Source organism: Streptomyces sp. NPDC051738 (genome assembly GCF_044453205.1).
Classification (GTDB): domain Bacteria; phylum Actinomycetota; class Actinomycetes; order Streptomycetales; family Streptomycetaceae; genus Streptomyces.
This window is the reverse complement of the sequence record NZ_JBITCM010000015.1, coordinates 245,086-264,125: the sequence shown is the minus strand read 5'-3', so window position 1 is coordinate 264,125 and position 19,040 is coordinate 245,086. Positions and strand designations below refer to the sequence as shown.

Annotated in this window: 22 protein-coding genes; 10 read left to right on the top strand and 12 right to left on the bottom strand. The window is 71.1% G+C overall.

Annotated features, from left to right (window positions below; genetic code table 11):
• Positions 1-7 precede the first annotated feature (7 nt).
• The 3 genes from ACIA8X_RS31870 to ACIA8X_RS31860 form a co-directional block, all read right to left on the bottom strand.
• Complete coding sequence (locus ACIA8X_RS31870; RefSeq protein WP_393443958.1) at positions 8-2,089, bottom strand: proton-conducting transporter membrane subunit; 2,082 nt, start codon at positions 2,087-2,089, stop codon at positions 8-10.
• The gene (locus ACIA8X_RS31865) at positions 2,032-2,445 is read right to left on the bottom strand and encodes an NADH-quinone oxidoreductase subunit B family protein (RefSeq protein ID WP_393443961.1); all 414 of its coding nucleotides are present in this window, start codon (positions 2,443-2,445) and stop codon (positions 2,032-2,034) included. The genes ACIA8X_RS31870 and ACIA8X_RS31865 overlap by 58 nt, the downstream gene beginning before the upstream one ends.
• Before the next feature lie 260 nt (positions 2,446-2,705).
• Positions 2,706-3,056: a metalloregulator ArsR/SmtB family transcription factor gene (locus tag ACIA8X_RS31860; RefSeq protein ID WP_048820334.1), complete on the bottom strand. Its 351-nt coding sequence runs from the start codon at positions 3,054-3,056 to the stop codon at positions 2,706-2,708.
• A 214-nt stretch (positions 3,057-3,270) separates the two neighbouring features.
• On the opposite strand from ACIA8X_RS31860, the gene ACIA8X_RS31855 reads away from it, so the two are divergent.
• The 4 genes from ACIA8X_RS31855 (at position 3,271) to ACIA8X_RS31840 (ending at position 5,611) form a co-directional block, all read left to right on the top strand.
• Positions 3,271-3,456, top strand: coding sequence for a hypothetical protein (locus ACIA8X_RS31855; protein WP_393443963.1), 186 nt, complete (start codon positions 3,271-3,273; stop codon positions 3,454-3,456).
• A 21-nt stretch (positions 3,457-3,477) separates the two neighbouring features.
• A complete protein-coding gene (locus ACIA8X_RS31850; RefSeq protein WP_393443965.1) occupies positions 3,478-3,969 on the top strand; it encodes a hypothetical protein in 492 nt (163 codons plus the stop codon).
• Positions 3,966-4,271, top strand: coding sequence for a 2-phosphosulfolactate phosphatase (locus tag ACIA8X_RS31845; RefSeq protein ID WP_393443967.1), 306 nt, complete (start codon positions 3,966-3,968; stop codon positions 4,269-4,271). Before ACIA8X_RS31850 ends, ACIA8X_RS31845 begins: the two co-directional genes overlap by 4 nt.
• Positions 4,272-4,456: 185 nt before the next feature.
• The gene (locus ACIA8X_RS31840) at positions 4,457-5,611 is read left to right on the top strand and encodes a malic enzyme-like protein (RefSeq protein ID WP_393443969.1); all 1,155 of its coding nucleotides are present in this window, start codon (positions 4,457-4,459) and stop codon (positions 5,609-5,611) included.
• Positions 5,612-5,987: 376 nt separating this feature from the next.
• Here ACIA8X_RS31840 and ACIA8X_RS31835 read toward each other — a convergent pair whose 3' ends face one another.
• The 7 genes from ACIA8X_RS31835 to ACIA8X_RS31805 all read right to left on the bottom strand — a co-directional run bounded on the left by ACIA8X_RS31835 (position 5,988) and on the right by ACIA8X_RS31805 (position 11,408).
• Positions 5,988-6,401 (bottom strand): STAS domain-containing protein, encoded by a 414-nt coding sequence (locus ACIA8X_RS31835; protein ID WP_393443972.1) that lies wholly within the window; start codon positions 6,399-6,401, stop codon positions 5,988-5,990.
• Between the two features lie 48 nt (positions 6,402-6,449).
• Complete coding sequence (locus tag ACIA8X_RS31830; protein WP_393443974.1) at positions 6,450-6,875, bottom strand: ATP-binding protein; 426 nt, start codon at positions 6,873-6,875, stop codon at positions 6,450-6,452.
• Positions 6,875-7,282 carry a pyridoxamine 5'-phosphate oxidase family protein gene (locus ACIA8X_RS31825; RefSeq protein ID WP_393443976.1) on the bottom strand — a complete coding sequence of 136 codons (408 nt, stop codon included), beginning with the start codon at positions 7,280-7,282 and terminating at the stop codon, positions 6,875-6,877. The genes ACIA8X_RS31830 and ACIA8X_RS31825 overlap by 1 nt, the downstream gene beginning before the upstream one ends.
• Positions 7,279-9,006 (bottom strand): SulP family inorganic anion transporter, encoded by a 1,728-nt coding sequence (locus tag ACIA8X_RS31820; RefSeq protein ID WP_393443978.1) that lies wholly within the window; start codon positions 9,004-9,006, stop codon positions 7,279-7,281. Before ACIA8X_RS31820 ends, ACIA8X_RS31825 begins: the two co-directional genes overlap by 4 nt.
• Positions 9,003-9,344, bottom strand: a complete 342-nt coding sequence (locus tag ACIA8X_RS31815) for an ArsR/SmtB family transcription factor (protein WP_393443980.1) — start codon at positions 9,342-9,344, stop codon at positions 9,003-9,005. Before ACIA8X_RS31815 ends, ACIA8X_RS31820 begins: the two co-directional genes overlap by 4 nt.
• A 167-nt stretch (positions 9,345-9,511) precedes the next feature.
• Positions 9,512-9,871: a zinc ribbon domain-containing protein YjdM gene (locus ACIA8X_RS31810; RefSeq protein WP_393443982.1), complete on the bottom strand. Its 360-nt coding sequence runs from the start codon at positions 9,869-9,871 to the stop codon at positions 9,512-9,514.
• Between the two features lie 463 nt (positions 9,872-10,334).
• Positions 10,335-11,408 carry a methyltransferase domain-containing protein gene (locus ACIA8X_RS31805; protein WP_393443984.1) on the bottom strand — a complete coding sequence of 358 codons (1,074 nt, stop codon included), beginning with the start codon at positions 11,406-11,408 and terminating at the stop codon, positions 10,335-10,337.
• A gap of 1,141 nt (positions 11,409-12,549) precedes the next feature.
• Between ACIA8X_RS31805 and dhaK the strand changes: the two genes are divergently transcribed.
• From dhaK to ACIA8X_RS31790, 3 genes are read left to right on the top strand one after another with little or no spacing between them, the layout of a single operon-like run.
• The gene (gene dhaK, locus ACIA8X_RS31800; protein WP_393443986.1) at positions 12,550-13,542 is read left to right on the top strand and encodes a dihydroxyacetone kinase subunit DhaK; all 993 of its coding nucleotides are present in this window, start codon (positions 12,550-12,552) and stop codon (positions 13,540-13,542) included.
• 49 nt (positions 13,543-13,591) lie between these two features.
• Complete coding sequence (gene dhaL, locus ACIA8X_RS31795; RefSeq protein ID WP_393443988.1) at positions 13,592-14,191, top strand: dihydroxyacetone kinase subunit DhaL; 600 nt, start codon at positions 13,592-13,594, stop codon at positions 14,189-14,191.
• On the top strand, positions 14,184-14,621 hold the full coding sequence (locus ACIA8X_RS31790; RefSeq protein WP_393443990.1) for a PTS-dependent dihydroxyacetone kinase phosphotransferase subunit DhaM: 438 nt from the start codon (positions 14,184-14,186) through the stop codon (positions 14,619-14,621). The genes dhaL and ACIA8X_RS31790 overlap by 8 nt, the downstream gene beginning before the upstream one ends.
• Positions 14,622-14,905: 284 nt before the next feature.
• Here ACIA8X_RS31790 and ACIA8X_RS31785 read toward each other — a convergent pair whose 3' ends face one another.
• Positions 14,906-15,556: a TetR/AcrR family transcriptional regulator gene (locus ACIA8X_RS31785; RefSeq protein ID WP_393443992.1), complete on the bottom strand. Its 651-nt coding sequence runs from the start codon at positions 15,554-15,556 to the stop codon at positions 14,906-14,908.
• Positions 15,557-15,674: 118 nt separating this feature from the next.
• Between ACIA8X_RS31785 and ACIA8X_RS31780 the strand changes: the two genes are divergently transcribed.
• The 3 genes from ACIA8X_RS31780 to ACIA8X_RS31770 all read left to right on the top strand — a co-directional run bounded on the left by ACIA8X_RS31780 (position 15,675) and on the right by ACIA8X_RS31770 (position 18,452).
• Entirely contained in the window at positions 15,675-16,436 is a 762-nt protein-coding gene (locus tag ACIA8X_RS31780) for an SDR family NAD(P)-dependent oxidoreductase (RefSeq protein ID WP_393443994.1), read from the top strand.
• Positions 16,437-16,749: 313 nt separating this feature from the next.
• Entirely contained in the window at positions 16,750-17,724 is a 975-nt protein-coding gene (locus ACIA8X_RS31775; RefSeq protein WP_393443996.1) for a fibronectin type III domain-containing protein, read from the top strand.
• A gap of 188 nt (positions 17,725-17,912) precedes the next feature.
• Positions 17,913-18,452, top strand: a complete 540-nt coding sequence (locus ACIA8X_RS31770) for a hypothetical protein (protein ID WP_393443998.1) — start codon at positions 17,913-17,915, stop codon at positions 18,450-18,452.
• 9 nt (positions 18,453-18,461) lie between these two features.
• On the opposite strand, the gene ACIA8X_RS31765 is transcribed toward ACIA8X_RS31770, so the two are convergent.
• Positions 18,462-19,034: a PadR family transcriptional regulator gene (locus ACIA8X_RS31765; protein ID WP_393444001.1), complete on the bottom strand. Its 573-nt coding sequence runs from the start codon at positions 19,032-19,034 to the stop codon at positions 18,462-18,464.
• Between the last annotated feature and the right edge of the window lie 6 nt (positions 19,035-19,040).

The following is a 19,040-nucleotide window of genomic DNA, read 5'->3' as shown; positions in this document are numbered from 1 at the left end:
TTCGCTCTCACCAGCCCACCGCCAACGCCAACAGCACTACGACTAGGCCGACGAAGCCGTAGCCGAGATAGACGTGCACGCTGCCACCCGCCAGCCTCCGGGCGGCTTGCCCCGTACGGCCAGGGCCCGCAGGACCGGCTCGTACAGCCGGTGTTCGATCCGGTCGGGCACCCGGCGCTGGAAGCGCACCCTTTCCACCAGGTACGACGACTCGCGCAGGGGTGACATCCACGTCCTGCTCGGGCGCGAGGACGTCGTCGAAGACCCGCTGCAACGGTTCCGCGAACGAGGTCGCCGTATAGGCCATGCGCGCCGTCGGCGCCCCGCCGCCGCAGTCCCACAGCCGGGCGTTCTCGCGGCGTCGCCTGCGTCCGTACAGCCGGGGAAGCCCAGCGGCCAGCGCGAGCACCACGGTGAGGGCGGCCACCCACAGCGGTGACGGCGACGCGGAAATGTCAGCGAGTCGCACTTTCAGCCCGCCGCCCGACACCGCACCCCTGCCCGGCAGACCGGTCGCGGCCACGGCCCGGTCCAGACCATCGCCCAGCAGGCCGGGCACCAAAGCCAGTGCCGCACACAGGGCCGCGAGCAGGCCCATCCCGGCGAGCATGAGCCTGGGTGCTTCCTTGGCCGTGGCGGCCTGCTCACTTCGAGGGCGCGCGAAGAAGCCCACGCCCAGCGCCTTGACGAACGCCGCCGCGGCAATGCCCGCCGACAGGGCGATCAGCGCCACCGACAGCGGAAGCACGACCGCCACGGCGACACCCGGTACCTGGAATCCGTGGATCAGGGACTGCAGCAACAGCCACTCGCTGATGAACCCGTTGCCGGGCGGCAGTGCCACGGCCCCGAGTGCGGCGAGCGCGAACAGCCCGGCGGTGACCGGCATACGTGCCCGCAGCCCGCCCAGCCGGTCGAGGTCCCGCAGGCCGGTCGCCCACAGCACCGACCCGGCGGCGCAGAACAGCAGGGCCTTGAACGCCGCGTGGTTGACCACGTGGAGCAGGGCCGCCGCCAGCGCCAGTGCGGCCAGCGGCCGGTCGTCGTAGGCGCCGAACAGCCCGGACGCCCCCACCCCGATCAGGACCAGGCCCATGTTCTCGCTCGTCGAGTACGCCAGCAGCCGCTTCAGGTCGGAGGCCATCGCCGCCTGCAGAATCCCGTACACCGCGCTGGCCCCGCCGAGCGCCATCAGCCCCAGCCACCACCACGCCGGGCCGCCGCCGAGCAGGTCGAGGCCGGTGCGGGCCAGGCCGTAGATGCCGAGGTTCACCATGGCGGCGCTCATCAGCGCCGAGACAGGGCTGGGCGCTTCGGGATGCGCGCGCGGCAGCCAGGCGTGCAGCGGCACCGCGCCCGCCTTGGACGTGAACGCCGCCGCGACCAGCACGAACACCAGCCCCCGCAGCGTCGGCGACACTCCGTCCGCGCCCGCTCGCAGTGCGGCGAAGGTCTCCCCGCCCGCCCGCGCGGCGAACAGCGCGAACCCGGCGAGCAGCAGCACCAGGCCAAGGTGCGTCATCACTGCGTACCAGACGCCGGCCTGCCGCACCGAGGCCCGTTCCCTGTGTTCGGCGAGGACCAGCAGCAGCGAGGCGAGCGCCATCAGCTCCCACAGCACCAGGAAGGTGGACACCGACGCCGCTACGGGCACCAACACCAGGCTGAGCACGAACAGCGGCAGCACCGCCTGCGCCGTACGCGAGCCGAGCCCGTGCGGTCCGTGCCCGGCCGCGTAGCCGATGCCGTACACGGCGACCGCGACTACGACGGCCCCCGCCACCGCCAGGAACAGACCCGCCGGCGCATCCACGCCGACATGCACCCCGGCCAGCGGCAGGAGCCCGGGATATCCGGCTGCCCAGCGGCTTCCGCCCAGTGCAGCCACACCCGCCGTGCCGCCCGCCACCCCCACACCTGCCGTCAGGACTCCGACGACGGGGATGCGGCCCCGGTACGGCAGTCCGAGGCCGGCCAGCGCGCCCGCGCCACCGAGCCCGGTGGCCGTCGCGAGGGCGGCCGGAATCGCACTTACCGTCCGGTCACTCTCCGCAGGGCCGCCACGATCTCCCCCGGCTCCGGCGGGCACCCGGGCACGGCCAGATCCACCGGTACGACATCGGCGACGGCTCCCTCGACGCCGTAACCGCCCGCGAACTCACCGCAGTTGATCGCGCAGTCCCCCACCGCGACCACCAGCCGCGGCTCGCCCATCGCGGCGACCGTGCGCCGCAGCGGCTCGGCCATGTTCCGCGTCACCGGCCCGGTCACCAGCGCCACGTCCGCGTGTCGGGGCGAGGCCACCAGCCGGGCGCCGTACCGCTCGGCGTCGTACACGGGGTTGAAGGCCGCCGCGATCTCGATCTCGCAGCCGTTGGCAGGAGCCTGCGTCCACGCACCGCACCTGCACGGACCCGCCGAACTCGCGTGCCTTCTGAGGGACATCGCCAGCTGGGCGCGACGGCGCGGGCTCGGCCACCCTCCCGGTGGTGCGGATCTAGCGCAACAAGCCCATGAACCCTCCCTGAGACGGTGAGGACTGTCCGCAGGTGACCAACAGGCCATCCCGCGAGTGGAGTTACGGCACTTTTCCGACGCTTTGCACTGCATTGCATTTATGGAGACTTCTGGTGAAGACGGCCGCCTCCCGCTTCCGCAGAGTGCTGTCCATCTCTCAGGAGGCGGCCGCCGATCGAGGGCCGTCGCTAGGACGGCGGCTTCGCCTCCCCCTGCGCGGCCTGCAGGTCGGCGAGCAGTTCAGCCTGGCCGGCCAGCACGCCGGAGAGGATCGTGCGGGCAACGCGTAGGAGTTCCGCGACGTGCGGGCTGGTCAGCGAGTAGTAGACGGTCGAGCCCTCCTTGCGGGTCACGACCAGATTCGCCCTGCGCAGTACGGCGAGCTGCTGGGACAGGTGCGCGGGCTCGATACCGACCTCGGGCAGCATCTCGGCGACCGCGTGCTCGCGCTCGCTCAGCAGCTCCAGGACCCGAATGCGTGCCGGATGGCCGAGCGTCTTGAAGAACTCGGCCTTCAGTTGATACAGCGGCGTACTCATCGTGCCGTCGCCTCCCCGACACAACAGCACGGCCCCACCGGCCGGGCCTCGGAGCATCGCATCCACCCACTCGTCACAAACATGCGGCCCATCCTCGCCTGCGGGACCGGCGGCGCCGAACCCGAGTACGAGGATCCGAGCCGCCGAATCCAGCAGTGATGACCTCAGGAATTGCTAACATTAGCAACTCCTGAGGTCCTGTGAGGAGGATTGCGTGAGGATCACCCCGCTACGCGGCAACGGCGTCACCTGGCTCAAGTGCCCCGCCTGCCGCCTCAAGTGCCGCCCTACCGCCGTCGGCTCGGACGGCAACTGCCCGCGCTGCGGCAGCGCCCGCCTACTGAAGCTGTCCTTCGGCGGCCGTGCCGTACAGCCCGTCCCGGGGACCAGTCAGGGCTGACGCACAAGAGGGGGGTGGCTGATGGACGACTGGCCCACGCAGTCCGGTACCGGGGTCCGCTTCGAGTGGGGACCTGTCGGAGCCGACCGTCTGGCCAGCGAGGCGGCCTGTCTGGTCGTGGTAGACGTCCTGTCGTTCACCACGGCAGTGAGCGTCGCCTGCGGGAAGGGCACGCGGGTCCTTCCCTTCCGGTGGCCCGAGCGGCCCGCCACCGCCGTCGAGCAGGCCGGTATCGAGAAGGCCGCCGCGGCCTACGCCCGCCAGTCCGGCGCACGTCTGGCTGTCCACCGGGCTGACGTCACACCCGCCACGCCCTGGTCGCTCTCGCCCGCTCACCTGCGTCAGGCACCTTTCGTCGCCCGCCTGGTTCTGCCCTCCCCCAACGGCGCCGCCATCTGCGCCGCCGCGCCACGCGATGTGCGCCTGGTCGCCGCCTGTCTTCGCAATGTCACCGCCGTCGGCGGCTGGCTCACCGCCCACGGTTACGGCACCCCCGACCATCCCGTTGCGTGATCGCGGCGGGCGAGCGGTGGCCAGACAGGAGCCTGCGCCCGGCCCTGGAGGACCTGCTCGGCGCGGGCGCCCTCGTGTCGGAGCTGAACTCCCAGGGGGCGGGCCCGATCTCCCCGGAGGCAGCCGCCGCGAAGGCAGCCTGCGAAGGCACCGCCGACCTCGCCCACGCGGTCGCGGCCAGCTCCTCCGGCCGTCAGCTGGCCGCGATGTGTTTCGTCGAGGACGTGGCGATCGCCGCCGAGGAGGACACCTGCGCGGTCGTGCCCGTACGGGACGGCGACGGCGCCTTCGCCCCCGGATGATCGGGCGGTGTCTCTCCTGTGGTCCCTATGGACCGTGCACGCTGCCGTATGCCGTGCCCATGGGACGCTGTCGCCGTAGCCGCTTCACACACAGAAAGCCGCCCCTCTTGCCCACCACACCCCCTGCCAGCGCGAATCCGGCCTTCAGCATCCGCATCCACGTCCCCGCACAAGCCCGATCCGCTGTGGAAGCGATCGCCGCGGAGGCACCGGGCACCGTCAGCACCCAGCCATGTCCGCCGGATGTCACTGGCGCGCACCGCGTGCTGCTGGACGCCGACAGCGGCTCGACACTGTCGTGGCTCACCGGCGCTCTGCGGGACCGCCTGGGCGCAGACCTCCTCCTGTGCGAGGACCTGGTCTTCGCCACCGCCTCCACCGGCAAGCTCAGCCAGAGCATCCGCGCCTCGACAGCCAGCGACCACGACGTCGCGCTGCTGGATGCGGACGCCGACCGCCGGGTGATCAGGCACCTGGTCGACCACCCCGAACACATCAACCGCTACACCGGCCGCGCACACCGGGTAGCTCTCATGTCCGACGCGAGCGCGGTCCTGGACTTCGAGCACCTGCCCGCCTCCGCCGCCCTGCCAGCGGTGGAATCCCAGGCGGTCCACCTGCGCCGCACCACGGGCCTGGACATCCTGCCCCTGCCCGTCGCCACCGACAGTGCCGGGGACCTGGCCGCCGCTGTGCGCCTACTCGCCCCCGGTGTCATCGCAGCCGTCTTCATCCACACTCGCCTCGACCACGTCCATGCCGCTCGGGCCGCCCTGGCCCACTGCCCCGTCCTGCTGCTGGACTCCATCAATGACGGTCTGGCCATCGCCACGGCCGCCGCGGCATACACCACGCTGCGCCGGCACGACATCGACATGCGGCAGGCCCGTGTGGTCTGTGTGTCCCCCAATCGCGGCGGCGACCTGGGCGGACTCCTCATTGCCAGCGGCATCACCGACCTCACGCTCTACGACCCCCTCGCCCAGGGAATCCAGCCCCTCCACCAGCTGGCCGACCGCACGGACCTGATCATCGACCTGTTCGGCCTGATCGCCCCTCCGCCCGGCATACCCGTCCTCCACGCGCGCCCCGAAACACCCCCGCCCTTCGCCACGGCCACCACCGGCCCCCGGCCCCTGCACGCCCTTCCCGGCCTGCTGGCCGCCGCAGTCACCACCGGCAAGCCCATCACCGCCCACGCCCGCATCGCGGCCGTCCGCGCCCTCATCGAGCAGACGCAACCAGGCCAGACCCTGCCCCCGCTCGATCACCCCGGCCTGACTCCCGCCGTCACCTCAGCCGCCGTCACCGCCCTCATGCGTGATACGGGCGAGAACTGAGCGGCAGAACCATCCTGACCACGAGCGGCTCCAACGGGCCACGCAAAAGGGAGACAGCGCCGCCGGGATCAGCCGTGCCGGTCCACACCGAGCGAAGCGTCGGTCCCGAGGCAGCGACGACAGTCTCCAGAGCCGGCTCCGTCGAACTGTCCGGCGTGAACTCGATCCCGGCCGGGCTACGGACTGCCGAACGGGTCCGCCACCGCCGCCGAGCGGACCGGTACCGAGAGCGATGCTGAGGTTGAGTCACGGCAGCGCCCCGTGGTCGCTGTGCACGGACATCCCCGAGCTCGCGACAGCACTCGAGCAGGCAGGGACCCTGTGCGTCGTGCGCCGCAGTCTGGTGCTGCTCTCCCTGGACCGGATGAGCCGGGGATCACTCGCCGGCCTGACCTCCAGCCGGCCATCCCGTCGTGCGCCACTCGTGGCGCCCCTCCGCCTGCTCCCCACGCCCGGCGCTGTGCGCGGCAAGCGCGGCTGCCAGGTCGGGGTGAACCGGGATGAGCGGGCAGTCCCCCTCCGGGACGAGGGATCCGTCGGCGGGGATGGCAGCCAGTTCCAGACTGCGGCCGGCTTCCGCGAGGCGGCGCGCTGCCTCGATGATGGCCAGCTGGCCCTCGGTCGACCAGCTGCGCAGCTCGGTCAGGTCGACGATGACCGGTCCGGTGCCGCGGGCCAGGGCCCAGCCGACCGCACCGGTGAAGCGGTGGACGGCGTCCGGGCCGAGGTATCCGGCGACGGAGAGGATGCCGAGGTTCTCCTCGACGGTGTAGCGCCAGTCGATGGTCATGGGGCTGAACTTCCTTGTGCGGGTGGCCGGTCGGGGGCTGCGGTCCGGTCAGAGAGGGAGGGTGATCCAGATGCTCTTGCCGCGGCCGTCGGCGTCCGTGCGGACGACCGCGGTGCCGCCGAGGCCGAGGAGGAGCTCCATGACGGTGGCCAGGCCACCCACCTCGGTGCCGGTGACCGCGCTGTACAGCGCAGGCTGGTAGGGGTGGCGGTCGTGTACGGCGAAGGCCAGGCAGTCCGGGCCCGCCGCGTAGATCACCGTGAGCTGCGGGGAGACGACGGCGGCGTGCCGGACGCTGTTGGTGACCAGCTCGCTCAGGATCAGCAGCGCCGGGCCGACGGCCGAATGCCGCAGGCCGACGCCCCATTCGACGAGGGCCCGCTCGGCGGTCTCGCGGGCGAGGCGGACGGCGGACGGTTCGCTGGGCAGCGTGAGCACGTGCCGGTGGGGCAGGGCTTCGAGTGGCGCGGACATCACGCCTCCGCGCGGGCGAGGCGGAAGCCGACGACGGTCTTGGGGTGGATCCGCAGCAGGGTGTCGTGCGGTCCGTGGCTCCAGCCGGAAAGGGTGCGCCCGTAGTGCGCAGCCTCGTCAGGGTCTGTGATCACTTCGGCGGGACCCGAGACCGCGACCGTCCAACCGGTGCCGGCCACGACACGGATCTCGTCCACGTGGTAAGTCGCCGTCGCGGGCACCGCCGCGGCCGGGGCAGGCGTACGCACGACCAGACGGCCGTATTCCCACACATGGCGGGCGGGCCGCACCACGGTCAGGTCCCGTTGCATGTACACCAGTCGTCCCAGGCTGCTGCCTTCCAGCAGCCACAGGGCCTCCGCCCCGGAGACCTCGACCATGCGGAGGGCGGCGGGGGGAGTGCTCATCGGAGGGCTTCCTCGCTGGAGGTTCGGGGCTGCTTCTGTGCGGGCAGGGTGGGCAGGACTCCGGCCGTCTCCAGGTGGTCGCGGGCGGCCCGGATCGCCTCGGGGGTAGTGGCGTACTCCCGGCCCCCGTGACGCAGCAGGTCCAGTGCGCCGACCGAGTCCAGGACCTGGCGCTGGCCCGGGCGTACGCCGGAGGCCAGAACGAGGATGCCGCGCCGGTGCAGCTTCTCCACGGCGTCCTTGAGGACGAGGGCGCCGGTGGCGTCCATGGTCGACACCCGTGACATGCGCAGGATCACGACGCGGACGTCGGCGACCTCGGCCAGTTCCAGCAGGAAGCGGTGGGCTGCGGCGAAGAACAGGGGCCCGTCGATGCGGTACGCGACGATGTGCTCGGCGAGCAGGGCATGTTCCTCGGCACTGTGGTCGCCCCGGTCGAGCGGCACTTGGTCGAAGCGGGCCTGCTTGGCGACTGCGCGCAGGGCGAGGGCGCCCGCCACGACGAGGCCGATGATCACGGCGAACACAAGGTCCAGGGCCAGCGTCGCCACGGCGGTGAGGACGAGGATCAGCGCGTCGGAGCGAGTGGCTTTCGCCATTGCCTTCAGCGAGCCGACCTCGACCATGCGGATCGCGGTGGCCAGCAGGACGCCGGCGAGCGCGGCAAGCGGGATCTTCGAGACCAGGGGTGCCGCCGCGAAGACGATCGCGGCGAGGATTGCGGCGTGGGTGAGGGCGGCGAGCCGGGAGCTCGCGCCGGTGCGGACGTTGACCGCGGTGCGGGCGATCGCGCCGGTCGCCGGTACCCCGCCGAACAGCGGCGCGGCAATGTTCGCAAGCCCCTGGCCGAACAACTCGCGGTCGGGGTCGTGCTTCTGCCCGACCGTCATGCCGTCGGCGACCGAGGCGGACAGCAGGGACTCCAGGGCGGCCAGGGCCGCGACCGCCACCGCCGGGGCAAGCAGGCTGCCCAAGGAGCCGACGTCGAGGAAGGAGAGGGAGGGTGCGGGGAGACCGGAAGGCAGGGCACCGATCGGCTTGGCGGCATCCAGACCGGCCGCCTGCGCGACCACCGTCGCGGCGATCACGGCCAGGATGGAGAACGGAACGGTCGGCCGCCACCGCGCCCCGACCAGCATGACCGCGGCCACCGCGACCGCGAAGCCGACGGCGGTCCAGTTCGGGGACTTGGCGAACTCCTCGATAGCCAGCCAGGTCACCACCAGCACCCGGTCGCCCTCGGGCTTGGGCACGCCGAGCACATTCGGGACCTGCTGCAGGCCGATCACGCAGGCGATGCCCAGCGTGAAGCCCTCGACGACGGGCGCGGGGATGTACTGCATGTAGCGCCCGGATTTGAGCGTGGCGAGGGCGATGAGCATGACGCCGGCCATCAGACTGACCGTGAGGACACCGGTCGGCCCGTACTCGCCCACGATGGGGACGAGGACCACCGTCATGGCGCCGGTCGGCCCCGACACCTGCAGATTCGATCCCCCGAAGAGCGCGGCGAGCGCGCCCGCGACCACCGCGGTCGCCAGGCCCGCCTCCGCTCCCAGGCCGGAGGAGACGCCGAACCCTAGGGCGAGCGGCAGCGCCACGACGGCCACGGTCAGCCCGGCCAGCAGGTCCCGACGCGGTTCGCGGCGCATCTCCGTCAGGTCGGCGCGGGCAGGCAGCAGCGCCGCGATCCGGGCCCAGACCCGGCTGATCCGCGAGGTCATCGGGCAGCGACCTCCGCTTCCCGCAGCTCGGCGAGCAGCTCGCCCTGCCCGGACAGCATCTCGGTCAGGATCCGCCGCGCGGCCTTCATCAGGTCGGCCACGTCCCCGCCGGCCAGCTCGTAGACGACGGTCGCACCCTCCCGAGCCGAGGTGACGATCCCGGATCGTCGGAGCACCGCCAGCTGCTGCGACAGGCTAGAGGGCTCCACCTCGATGGCGGCGAGCAGCTCCCGCACCGGCGTCGGCCCGTCCTGGAGCAGCTCCAGCACCCGTATCCGTACGGGATGCCCGAGCATCCGGAAGAACTCGGCCTTGGCCTGATACAGCGGAACGGACACGACCCCTCGGCTTCCCCTACGAGCCCCGCCCCGGGGGCGGACGCGAAAGGCTGCGTCCGCGGCTACCTGCGAGCACAGCCAACACAGCATCTAACCAATTGCGAAATTTTGCAATTCAGCATCAGGTTGCTGCCCTGGTGTTCCTGCCCTGCACGAGATCGGCGGGATCAGGCTTTCTTGACCACGCTGGACTTCAGCTGCATCGCCCCGAAGCCGTCGACCTTGCAGTCGATGTCATGCCCGTCGACCCCGTCGACCAGCCGGATGTTGCGCACCTTGGTACCTGCCTTGATCCCCGAGGGGCTTCCCTTGACCTTGAGCGCCTTGACGACGACCACGGTGTCGCCATCCCGCAGGACATTGCCGACGGAGTCCTTGACGACCCGCTCCCCGGCCGCGTCACCGCCTTCCGGGCCGCTCTCGGCGGGAACCCATTCGTGGCCGCACTCCGGGCAGACCACCAGGGCGTTCATCTCGTAGGTGTACTCGCACGAGCACTTCGGACAGGGGGGAAGATTCTCGATCACCCGGCCAGGGTATCCGGCACCGCACGTCAGACGATGCCGCAGCCAGGCGCACCGCTTTGCCCAGCCAATCGGTGGTCTTCCACCACCGCGTGTGAACAGGAGCTCGACGGCTCCTGAGCAAGTGAGAGGCACTCCCCGCAGGGTGCTTGGACCACGATCATCATCGGCTTCATCGCTCGATCGCACACTGCCGCCGATGGCGAGCGCCAACACGCGCCAGTCCTGTTCAAGGGCTCAAGCCCGGATCAACGGAGGGCATCGTGCTGGCGCCGACTATCGGCGGCGGGCGGCAGTTGGGGCCGCTGAGCCGGTCTACACATGGAGCTGGCTGATCGGTCGGACACGGTCATCAAGATGCCGGGAACCCCATGCCAGCCCCGGACCATCAGGGCGAGGCTCGCTCGCTCCGCTTGAGATCCCGACGGCCGACGTGCCTCCCCCGGCCGCACGTTTCGATGCCGGCCTACGGCTTGATGTCGTAGAGAACGTTGAAAGGGTCATCCGCCGTGGACCGGGCCACATCGGTGAAGCCCGCTTCCGCGCAGAGACTACGTACGACCGTCTCGGGCATGCCGCACGTTCCGAGGGCGGCTCCGCCGCTCGCGAGGGACGTGGTCATGCAGTAGAACACGCTGAACCCGTAGAACATCGAAGCAACGGGGCCCACATTGTCCTGAGGGCGGTTCTGGCAGTTGATCTCAAGCATCAGGTAGTCGCCGTCGTCCCTGACCGCGGACCTGATGGCGGCGAGGAGCCCCTTCGGTTCCGCCGAGTCGTGGATGACGTCGAAGGTGCTGATGAGGTCATAGCGCCCGGGAAGCCCCTGGGCGGCATCGACCGTTTCGAAAGTCACGCGGTCGCCAACACCGGCCTTCTCCGCGTTCACCCGGGCGCGTTCCACCTGGCCCGGGAAGTTGTCGAACCCCGTGAAACGGGAGCGGGGGAACCGCTCGGCGAGCACGATCAGGGCGCGGCCCGCGCCGCATCCTACATCCGCGACGTCGATGCCACGCTCCAGCCTCTCGACGACGTGGGGAAAGGTGCTCAGCCAGTCGTCGACCATCACGCTCTCGAACCAGCTGCCGGTAAAACGGCTCATGCCGTCCCACAGGATGTCCGGGTAGTCGCTCTGCCGTACGCCACCCCCACTCCGGAACGCCTCCATCAGTCGCTCGTACGGCGCCAGGGCGGCGGGCATCATCTGGTAGACGCCGCCGAGGAACATGGGCCCTGATTCGTCAGCCAGGGCGGGGGCATGCTCGGCGGGAAGAGTGAAGCGCCCCGACTCTTGTTCCTCCAGATACCCCGCGGCGGTGAGGCCCCGCAGCCACTCGCGTACGTAACGTTCATTCAGGTCCAGACGGTCTGCGAGCTCCCGGCTGCCGACAGGTCCGTTGGCGGCGAGGTCCTTGAAAAGGCCCAGCCGGTCGCCCAGATGGCACAGACCGACCGTCATCGTCCCACTGATGTCCTCGAGCGCCTTCTCCATGAAAGCGTCGACCTTCGCTTCGTCCACTTCCGGCTGCGGCGCCGCCACAGTGTCCCTCCTTGCCGTCGAGCACGATCGCGGGGTGCGACCGGCCCGGCAAGCCAAGCACTGGGCTCCTCCCTTGCGCCGCCCGCCACGACGGCAGAGGCCCCTGGGCCGGATTGCCTCACCCGATTCGAGTATCAGAACGCGCAGAGGGCCCGACGTCCCGCGTCCACGCTGAAGCGATCCCGAACCCCACAGCCTTGCCAGTTCACCTCGTCATCTGCGTCATGTTTCTATCCGGGAGGGACAGCGCTGCCCAACGGAGTTCGCCTGTGGGCCGGTGAGACCGAGGCGCCATCTGGCGATTCCAGGACCGCGTGACGGGCGCTGAAGAACCCGCATCGCCGGGTGTCGGGGTACAAGGTCACGTGCAATGCCGGGTATGGGCTCAAGTGCAGAGCTCGGTGTGCCCCAGCTCCGCGCGAGCGAGCCATACATGCATAATCCGAAGCCGCACTGCCGACTGCGCCGCATCTCCTTCCCCGTCTTCGTTGTCCGGGGCGAGGAGGACGGCGCCGTACAGGCGAGGTACACCGTCCATGTCCTCGGGCAACCGTACGGCGGCCAGCTTCTTCGGCGCGAAGCCCCGGCCCCTGCGTGGCCGTGTACCGCCGCATGCCGAACAAGATCCGGACCAGGCACGGGCCGATCGACGACCGCCCCTCCCCGTACGCATCACCGGTGCAGGTCAGAGGCCACAGCGTCGTGTACCACCAGCAGACCAAGAACCTTCTGGCACTCATACAGTCTCCGTCGGACGAGTCCGCTCCGCCAGCAGCCACGGCAGGCATAAACAGCGTTAGCCCCGCCCTGCAAAACGAACTCCCCCTGATGCTCGTGCGAGGAATGCACGGCCACTCCTGCGGCTACGAGAGCACCGGGCACGCGCACGGGTATCCGACGGGCGTGACCTTCGCATCCGCAAGGTCGATACTGCCAATAAGGGCCATCTCACCGACCCACTACCGATCACTCCCAGAATCTGACGACCCGTCATCAAAGTCAGCATTGGGTCAGCATCAGAACCGCCAGAACCCGCTTCCGACCGCCATGGACCGCCAAGATCAACAACTGACCTCACCCATCCTGAGCTGCAAAAACGCAGGTCATTAGCCCATCTGCTAGCCTCACCAGGAGGTATCCCATGAAGATGTTGATCAACGTCGCGGAGACCGTGGTCACGGACGCCCTGCGCGGGATGGCGGCCGCCCATCCCGAGCTGGTCGTCGATGTGGAGAACCGGGTGATCGTACGGCGGGACGCGCCGGTGGCGGGGAAGGTCGCCCTCATCTCCGGCGGCGGGTCGGGGCACGAGCCGCTGCACGGTGGATTCGTCGGACCGGGGATGTTGTCGGCGGCATGTCCGGGCGAGGTGTTCACGTCGCCGGTCCCGGACCAGATGGCGCGGGCCGCGGCCGCGGTGGACAGCGGGGCGGGTGTGCTGTTCATCGTGAAGAACTACACAGGGGACGTCCTCAACTTCGACATGGCCGCCGAGCTCGCCGAGGACGAGGGCATCCAGGTCGCGAAGGTGCTGGTCAACGACGACGTGGCGGTCACCGACAGCCTCTACACGGCCGGGCGGCGCGGCACGGGCGCGACGCTGTTCGTGGAGAAGCTCGCCGGTGCCGCCGCGGAGGAGGGACAGCCGCTGGAGCAGGTGGAGGCGATCGGGCGTCAGGTCAACGAGAACTCCCGCAGCTTCGGCGTCGCCCTCAGCGCCTGCACCACGCCCGCCAAGGGCAGCCCCACCTTCGATCTGCCGCCCGGCGAGCTGGAGTTGGGCATCGGCATCCACGGCGAGCCCGGCCGGGAGCGGCGGGCGATGATGACGTCGGGCGAGATCGCCGACTTCGCCGTCGGCGCGATCCTGGACGACATGACGCCGCGCAATCCCGTTCTCGTCCTGGTCAACGGCATGGGCGGAACACCGCTGTTGGAGCTGTACGGCTTCAATGCCCAGGTCCAGCGGGTACTCGCCGAGCGCGGTGTCGCCGTCGCCCACACCCTCGTCGGCAACTACGTCACCTCGCTCGACATGGCCGGCGCCTCGGTCACCCTGTGCCAGGTGGACGAGGAGTTGCTGCGGCTGTGGAACGCGCCGGTGAGGACACCGGGGCTGCGGTGGGGTATGTGATCCGGCGGAGTCAGACGATCGCAAGGCACCTGTCACACAAGGAGATCCAGTGCTCGACGCCGAGTTCTTCCGCCGTTGGATGACGGCGACCGCCACTGCCGTCGACCGTGAGGCGGAACGGCTCACCGCCCTCGACTCGCCCATCGGGGACGCCGACCACGGCAGCAACATGCAGCGCGGGTTCCGCGCGGTCACGGCCACGCTGGAGAAGGAGGACCCGCAAACGCCCGGCGCGGTCCTGACGCTCGCCGGGCGCCACCTCATCTCGACGGTCGGCGGGGCGTCGGGGCCCCTGTACGGCACGCTGCTGCGGCGGACCGGCAAGGCGCTCGGGGACGCCGGCGAGGTGAGCGAGGACGAGTTCGCCCAGGCGCTGCGGGCGGGGGTGGACGCGGTCATGGTGCTCGGTGGCGCGGCGCCGGGCGACAAGACCATGATCGACGCGCTGGTGCCGGCCGTGGACGCGCTCGGTGACGGCTTCGTCGCGGCGCGGGCCGCCGCCGAGGAGGGCGCCCTGGCGACCACGCCGTTGCAGGCCCGCAAGGGGCGGGCGAGCTATCTCGGGGAGCGCAGCATCGGGCACCAGGATCCCGGTGCCACGTCCTCGGCGCTGCTGATCGCGGGTCTTGCGGAGGCGAGCGGTGAGTGACGAGGCGGTGAGTGACGAGAGGAAGGGCGAGCGGCTCGTCGGCATCGTGCTGGTCTCGCACAGCGCGCAGGTGGCCGCCTCGGTGGCCGAGCTGGCGCAGGGGCTCGCGGGCGGCGGCACGGCCGTGCCCGTGGCTCCGGCGGGCGGCACCGAGGGCGGCGGCCTCGGCACCAGCGCGGAGCTGATCGCCGCGGCTGCCGCCTCCGTGGATCGCGGCGCCGGGGTCGCGGTCCTGACCGACCTGGGCAGCGCCGTCCTCACCGTGAAGGCACTGCTCGCGGAGGGCGACGAACTCCCCGACCACACCCGCCTGGTGGACGCCCCGTTCGTCGAGGGCGCGGTGGCCGCGGTCGTCACGGCGGCCACCGGCGCCGACCTCGCGGCGGTGGAGGCGGCGGCAGCGGAGGCGTACGACTACCGAAAAGTGTGAGCCGACCGGAACAGCGGCACCCGCAGCGGCAGACACCAGCAACCGCCGCTGCGGACACCGACGCCTGCCGTCGAGGATGCGGGCACCTGCCGCCGGGGACGCGGGCGCCTGGCGCCGCGGACACCAGCAACCGCCGCTGCGGAGACCAACGCCCGCCGCTGCGAACACCCGCACCGCCACGCCGGGGGCCCCTCGGCCGCGCCGCCCGATTCCCGGTCAGCGCACCGCGAGGCCCTGGCGGCCACTCCCGGTGAACCCGGCGGCCGAAGCCTCCTCCCCCACGCCTACGCGACCCCTTCCGCCACGATCTCCATCGCCGAGCGCAGCGTCGCCATCAGCTCGGCCGGTGCCGTCTCCGGGTCGGGATCGGTGTCCGTGGTGTGCCAGGCGTGGTACTCGACGGCCGCGCGCAGCGCCGCGTTGAACATCGCCGCCTGGATCGCCGGGCGCAGGTCGTCGGGGGGCAGCCCGGCGCGTTCGGCGAGGGCCCCGGCGAACGCCGGTTCGGCCTCGTCGTAGGTCTGGAGCCAGATCGCGCGCAGGCCCGGTTCGGTACGGGTCAGCCGCACCAGCGCCCCCACGGTCGACCGGTCGGGTACGGCCGGCAGGTGCCCCTCGGCCGCGAACTCCCGGTCGATGAGTACCTCCAGAGCCTCGCCGGGGCGCCACTGCCGCAGGCAGGCGGCGATCAGGTCGATACCGGCCGAGAACAACGGCCGTACGCAGCTCTCCTTGCTCGGGAAGTAGCGCCACACCGTGCGCGCGGAGACGCCGACCGCCGCTCCGATCTGCTCGCCCGTGGTCGCCGCGACGCCCTGGGTGACGAACAGGTCCACCGCCGCCCGCGCGATCTCCAGGCGGATCTCGGCTTTGCGCTCCTCCGTCAGGGGCGGTCGTCCCGTGGGTCGTCTGATGTCTCCGCGGGCTGCGGTCATGGTCTCCTCCGGCCGGGCGCTGATGGCTCTCCCGGAATTCTCCCCGAAGACTTAATGTCACTCAGCGACATTAAGTCGTATGGTTACCCCGGGCATCGACCATCGGATGGAGCACCTCATGAGCAGCGGACTGGACGGACGCAGCGTCATCGTCACCGGAGCGGGATCGGGCATCGGGCGCGCCGCCGCGCTGGCCTTCGCCAAGGAGGGCGCCCGGGTCGTGGCGGCCGATCTGAACGCCGAGGGCGCCGAGGCCGTCGTCAAGGAGATCGAGCAGGCGGGCGGCGCCGCCGTCGCCGTCGTCGGCGACCTGAGCGAGCAGGCCGTCGTGGACCAGGTGGTCGAGACCGCCGTCGAGCGTTTCGGCGGCGTGGACGTCCTGGTGAACAACGCCGGGATCATGGACCGTATGTCGGCGCCGGCGGACGTCACCGACGCCGAGTGGGAGCGGGTCATCCGGGTCAACCTCACCGCCCCGTTCCTGCTCACCCGGGCGGCGCTGCCGCACATGCTGGAGGCGGGCAGAGGCGCGATCGTGAACACGGCGTCCGAGGCCGGCCTGCGCGGCAGCGCCGCGGGTGCCGCGTACACGGCGTCGAAGCACGGCGTGGTCGGGCTGACGAAGTCCCTCGCGGTGATGTACCGGAAGCAGGGGATACGCGCGAACGCCATCGCCCCCGGCGGCACTCAGACCGGCATCGTCGTGGACGCGGCACAGGGCGCGCACGGACCGGCCGCCCTCGGCCCGCACTTCGTCAACATCGGCAAGCTGGCCCAGCCCGAGGAGCAGGCGGCCGCGATCGTGTTCCTGGCCTCGGACGCGGCGAGCAACATCAACGGCGCCATCCTGCCGGTCGACGACGGCTGGTCGGCGGTCTGACGCCTGCTCGACGACCGTTACGGGGATCACCTGGATCGCCTGCCCTCGCAGGCGATCCGGCGGGGGCCGGGGGCCCGAGTCCGCGACGGACCCCGACTCCCCGGCCACCCGCGTCCGGCGCGGGATCAGCGACGACAGCAGCCCGTGCCGACGGCATGAACTCCCGCATCCTCAGGGAGAGTTCAGCCGCGAGGAACTTCAGCATACGTAACTCCCGCGGCGGCTCACCAACGACCGCCCTCTTGATGTGATCGCGTCAGCGGCGTCATATTGGTCCGGACCATTGCCGTGAGCCGCCCCGGGAGGCAGTGTCGTGCGACGTGTTCCCGTTCCCCTGTCGACCCTCTGCGCGGTCGCGCTGCTCTCCTCCTGCGCCTGGAGCGGGGCGGGCGAGGACGGCGGCCGGCCGCCCGGGGCGCCCACGGGTGTCACGGCCGCCGCGGGAAGCGCGACCAGCGTGCACGTCATGTGGAACGCCGTCTCCGCGGACCGCGGCGTCCGCGTCTACGAGGTGTATCGGGGCCCTACGAAGGTCAAGGAAGTGCCGGGTTCCGCACACATGGTGGACGTCACCATGCTCAAGCCGTCCACGGTGTATGCCTTCACCGTGCGGGCCCGCGACACCGACGGGCGGCTCGGTCCGCCGAGCAAGGAGGTCCGGGCGACGACTCCCGAAACCGTGGCCGCCGACCGCTCCGCCCCGACCCGTCCGGGGAAGGTCCAGGGACGGGCGGTCGGCGCCCGGGCGGTTCAGCTGTCGTGGTCGCAGGCCACGGACGACCGGGATGTGGTGTCGTACGACATCCATCAGGGCGGTGCGAAGATCCACAGTGTGGGCGGGAACCAGACGGCGACCGTGGTCACCGGTCTTCGGCCCGGCACGCGCTACTCCTTCACCGTCCGCGCCCGGGACGCGGCCGACAACCTCTCCCCCGCCTCGGCGACGGTCCGCGTCACCACACCCGGCACCGACGACGGGCGCGGCACCGCGCCGACCGACTTCCGTGCGACGACCCATCGCGAGGACGGGGCGTATTACCTCGACCTGAGCTGGGTGCCGCCGCGCGCGGACGGCGTGGTCGCGGAGTACCAGGTGCAACTCGACGGCCGTACGGTCACCTCGCTGGTGTACGGCGGGAACGCGCCGCGCGAGCGGGCCACGTACAGCTTCTACCTGGGCCCGGAGGAGGGAGCCGGGCACCGGGTACGGATCCGGGGCCGGCTGCCGGACGGTACCTGGGGAGGGTTCTCGGCGGAACGGAAGGTGACGACCGGCGCGCAGGGCTGAGGTCATGTCCCGCAGGGCTGAGGCCATGTCCGCAGTCCCCCGAATGCAGCAGTCCGTCACCTGTCCGGGGGCGGCCCGCATGCGGGCGGGAGCGGGGGCGCGTTGGCTGCCTCTGAGGCAGCACGGGCGTTCCCGACCCTCGGCGGCGCCAGGGATGTACCGCCGACCGTGCCGCCGGAGGGAACCCCATGCGCAACTCATCGCTCCTCCTCCGCTCGGGCCTGACCTTGGCAGCCGCCTCCGTTCTCCCCCTCTCCGCAGTCGCCGCTCCGGCCGCCGCGGTCTCGGGGATCTCCGTGAGCACCACCGGGTCCACGGTCTCCGTCACGACCAGCGCGTGCACCAACGTCAACGGCAGTTGGGGCTCCACCTCGCTGCTGAACAGCCGGCAGGCGAACTTCGCCCAGGGGCGCCAGGTCTCGCTGTCCGGGACGTCCGCGCTGCAGTCGGCGGCCTGGTCGGCCGTGAGCGCGGGCACCTACACCGTCATCGTCGTGTGCTCCAACGGCGTGACGGCGGGCACCCAGTCGGTCATCGTCTCGGGCGCCACCCCCACCCGCACGATCTCCGCCACGGCCTCACCGTCGCGCGGCGTCATGGGCGGCGTGGGCGGTTCCTCGACGGACTACGGCACCCTGACGCTGGTCGGCGGCGGGGTTCTGGTGGTCGCGGGCGGTCTGGCCACGGCCTGGTTCCTGCGCCGCAAGTCGAAGCCGTACCGGCTCTGAGGCCCCGGCTCACGCCCTTTCGTGGCCCGGCAGTTCCGCTTCGCGCCCCGGCAGTTCGGCGAACTCCTCCAGGGCGTGCGTGAGCCACTGCGTCCAGAAGGTCTCCAGATCGATGCCGGCGCGCAGCACCAGGTGCCGCAGCCGGTCCTGGGAACTGTCCCTGCCGGGCGGGAAGTCGCGCTTCTCGATCTCCTCGTACTCGGCCAACTGCCGCCGGTGCAGGTCGAGATGGCGGCGCAGATCGGCTTCGATACCCCCGGTCCCCACGACGGCCGCGGCACGCATCCGCAGCAGCAGGGTGTCGCGGTGCGGCCGCGGGTCCTGGGACGCGGAGGTCCAGCGGGCCAGTTCGGCGCGGCCCGCCGGCAGGACCTCGTAACTCTTCTTCTGCCCGCGGGCCGGCTGCTCGCTGGGCAGCGTGCGGATGAAGCCCTCGGTCTCCAGTTTTCCCAGCTCGCGATAGATCTGCTGATGCGTCGCCGACCAGAAGTAGCCGATCGACTTGTCGAACCGGCGGGTCAGCTCCAGCCCCGAGGACGGCCTTTCGACCAGGGCGGTGAGGATCGCGTGCGGGAGTGACATGGGCTC

Bases quoted from the DNA above. Each gene is read 5' to 3' on its own strand.
- ACIA8X_RS31860 (WP_048820334.1), bottom strand. From the start codon at position 3,056: ATGAGTACGCCGCTGTATCAACTGAAGGCCGAGTTCTTCAAGACGCTC.
- ACIA8X_RS31785 (WP_393443992.1), bottom strand. From the start codon at position 15,556: ATGACCGCAGCCCGCGGAGACATCAGACGACCCACGGGACGACCGCCC.
- ACIA8X_RS31780 (WP_393443994.1), top strand. From the start codon at position 15,675: ATGAGCAGCGGACTGGACGGACGCAGCGTCATCGTCACCGGAGCGGGA.
- ACIA8X_RS31830 (WP_393443974.1), bottom strand. From the start codon at position 6,875: ATGTCCGCGCCACTCGAAGCCCTGCCCCACCGGCACGTGCTCACGCTG.
- ACIA8X_RS31835 (WP_393443972.1), bottom strand. From the start codon at position 6,401: ATGACCATCGACTGGCGCTACACCGTCGAGGAGAACCTCGGCATCCTC.
- ACIA8X_RS31865 (WP_393443961.1), bottom strand. From the start codon at position 2,445: ATGTCCCTCAGAAGGCACGCGAGTTCGGCGGGTCCGTGCAGGTGCGGT.
- ACIA8X_RS31850 (WP_393443965.1), top strand. From the start codon at position 3,478: ATGGACGACTGGCCCACGCAGTCCGGTACCGGGGTCCGCTTCGAGTGG.
- ACIA8X_RS31765 (WP_393444001.1), bottom strand. From the start codon at position 19,034: ATGTCACTCCCGCACGCGATCCTCACCGCCCTGGTCGAAAGGCCGTCC.
- ACIA8X_RS31825 (WP_393443976.1), bottom strand. From the start codon at position 7,282: ATGAGCACTCCCCCCGCCGCCCTCCGCATGGTCGAGGTCTCCGGGGCG.
- ACIA8X_RS31770 (WP_393443998.1), top strand. From the start codon at position 17,913: ATGCGCAACTCATCGCTCCTCCTCCGCTCGGGCCTGACCTTGGCAGCC.
- dhaK (WP_393443986.1), top strand. From the start codon at position 12,550: ATGAAGATGTTGATCAACGTCGCGGAGACCGTGGTCACGGACGCCCTG.
- ACIA8X_RS31820 (WP_393443978.1), bottom strand. From the start codon at position 9,006: ATGACCTCGCGGATCAGCCGGGTCTGGGCCCGGATCGCGGCGCTGCTG.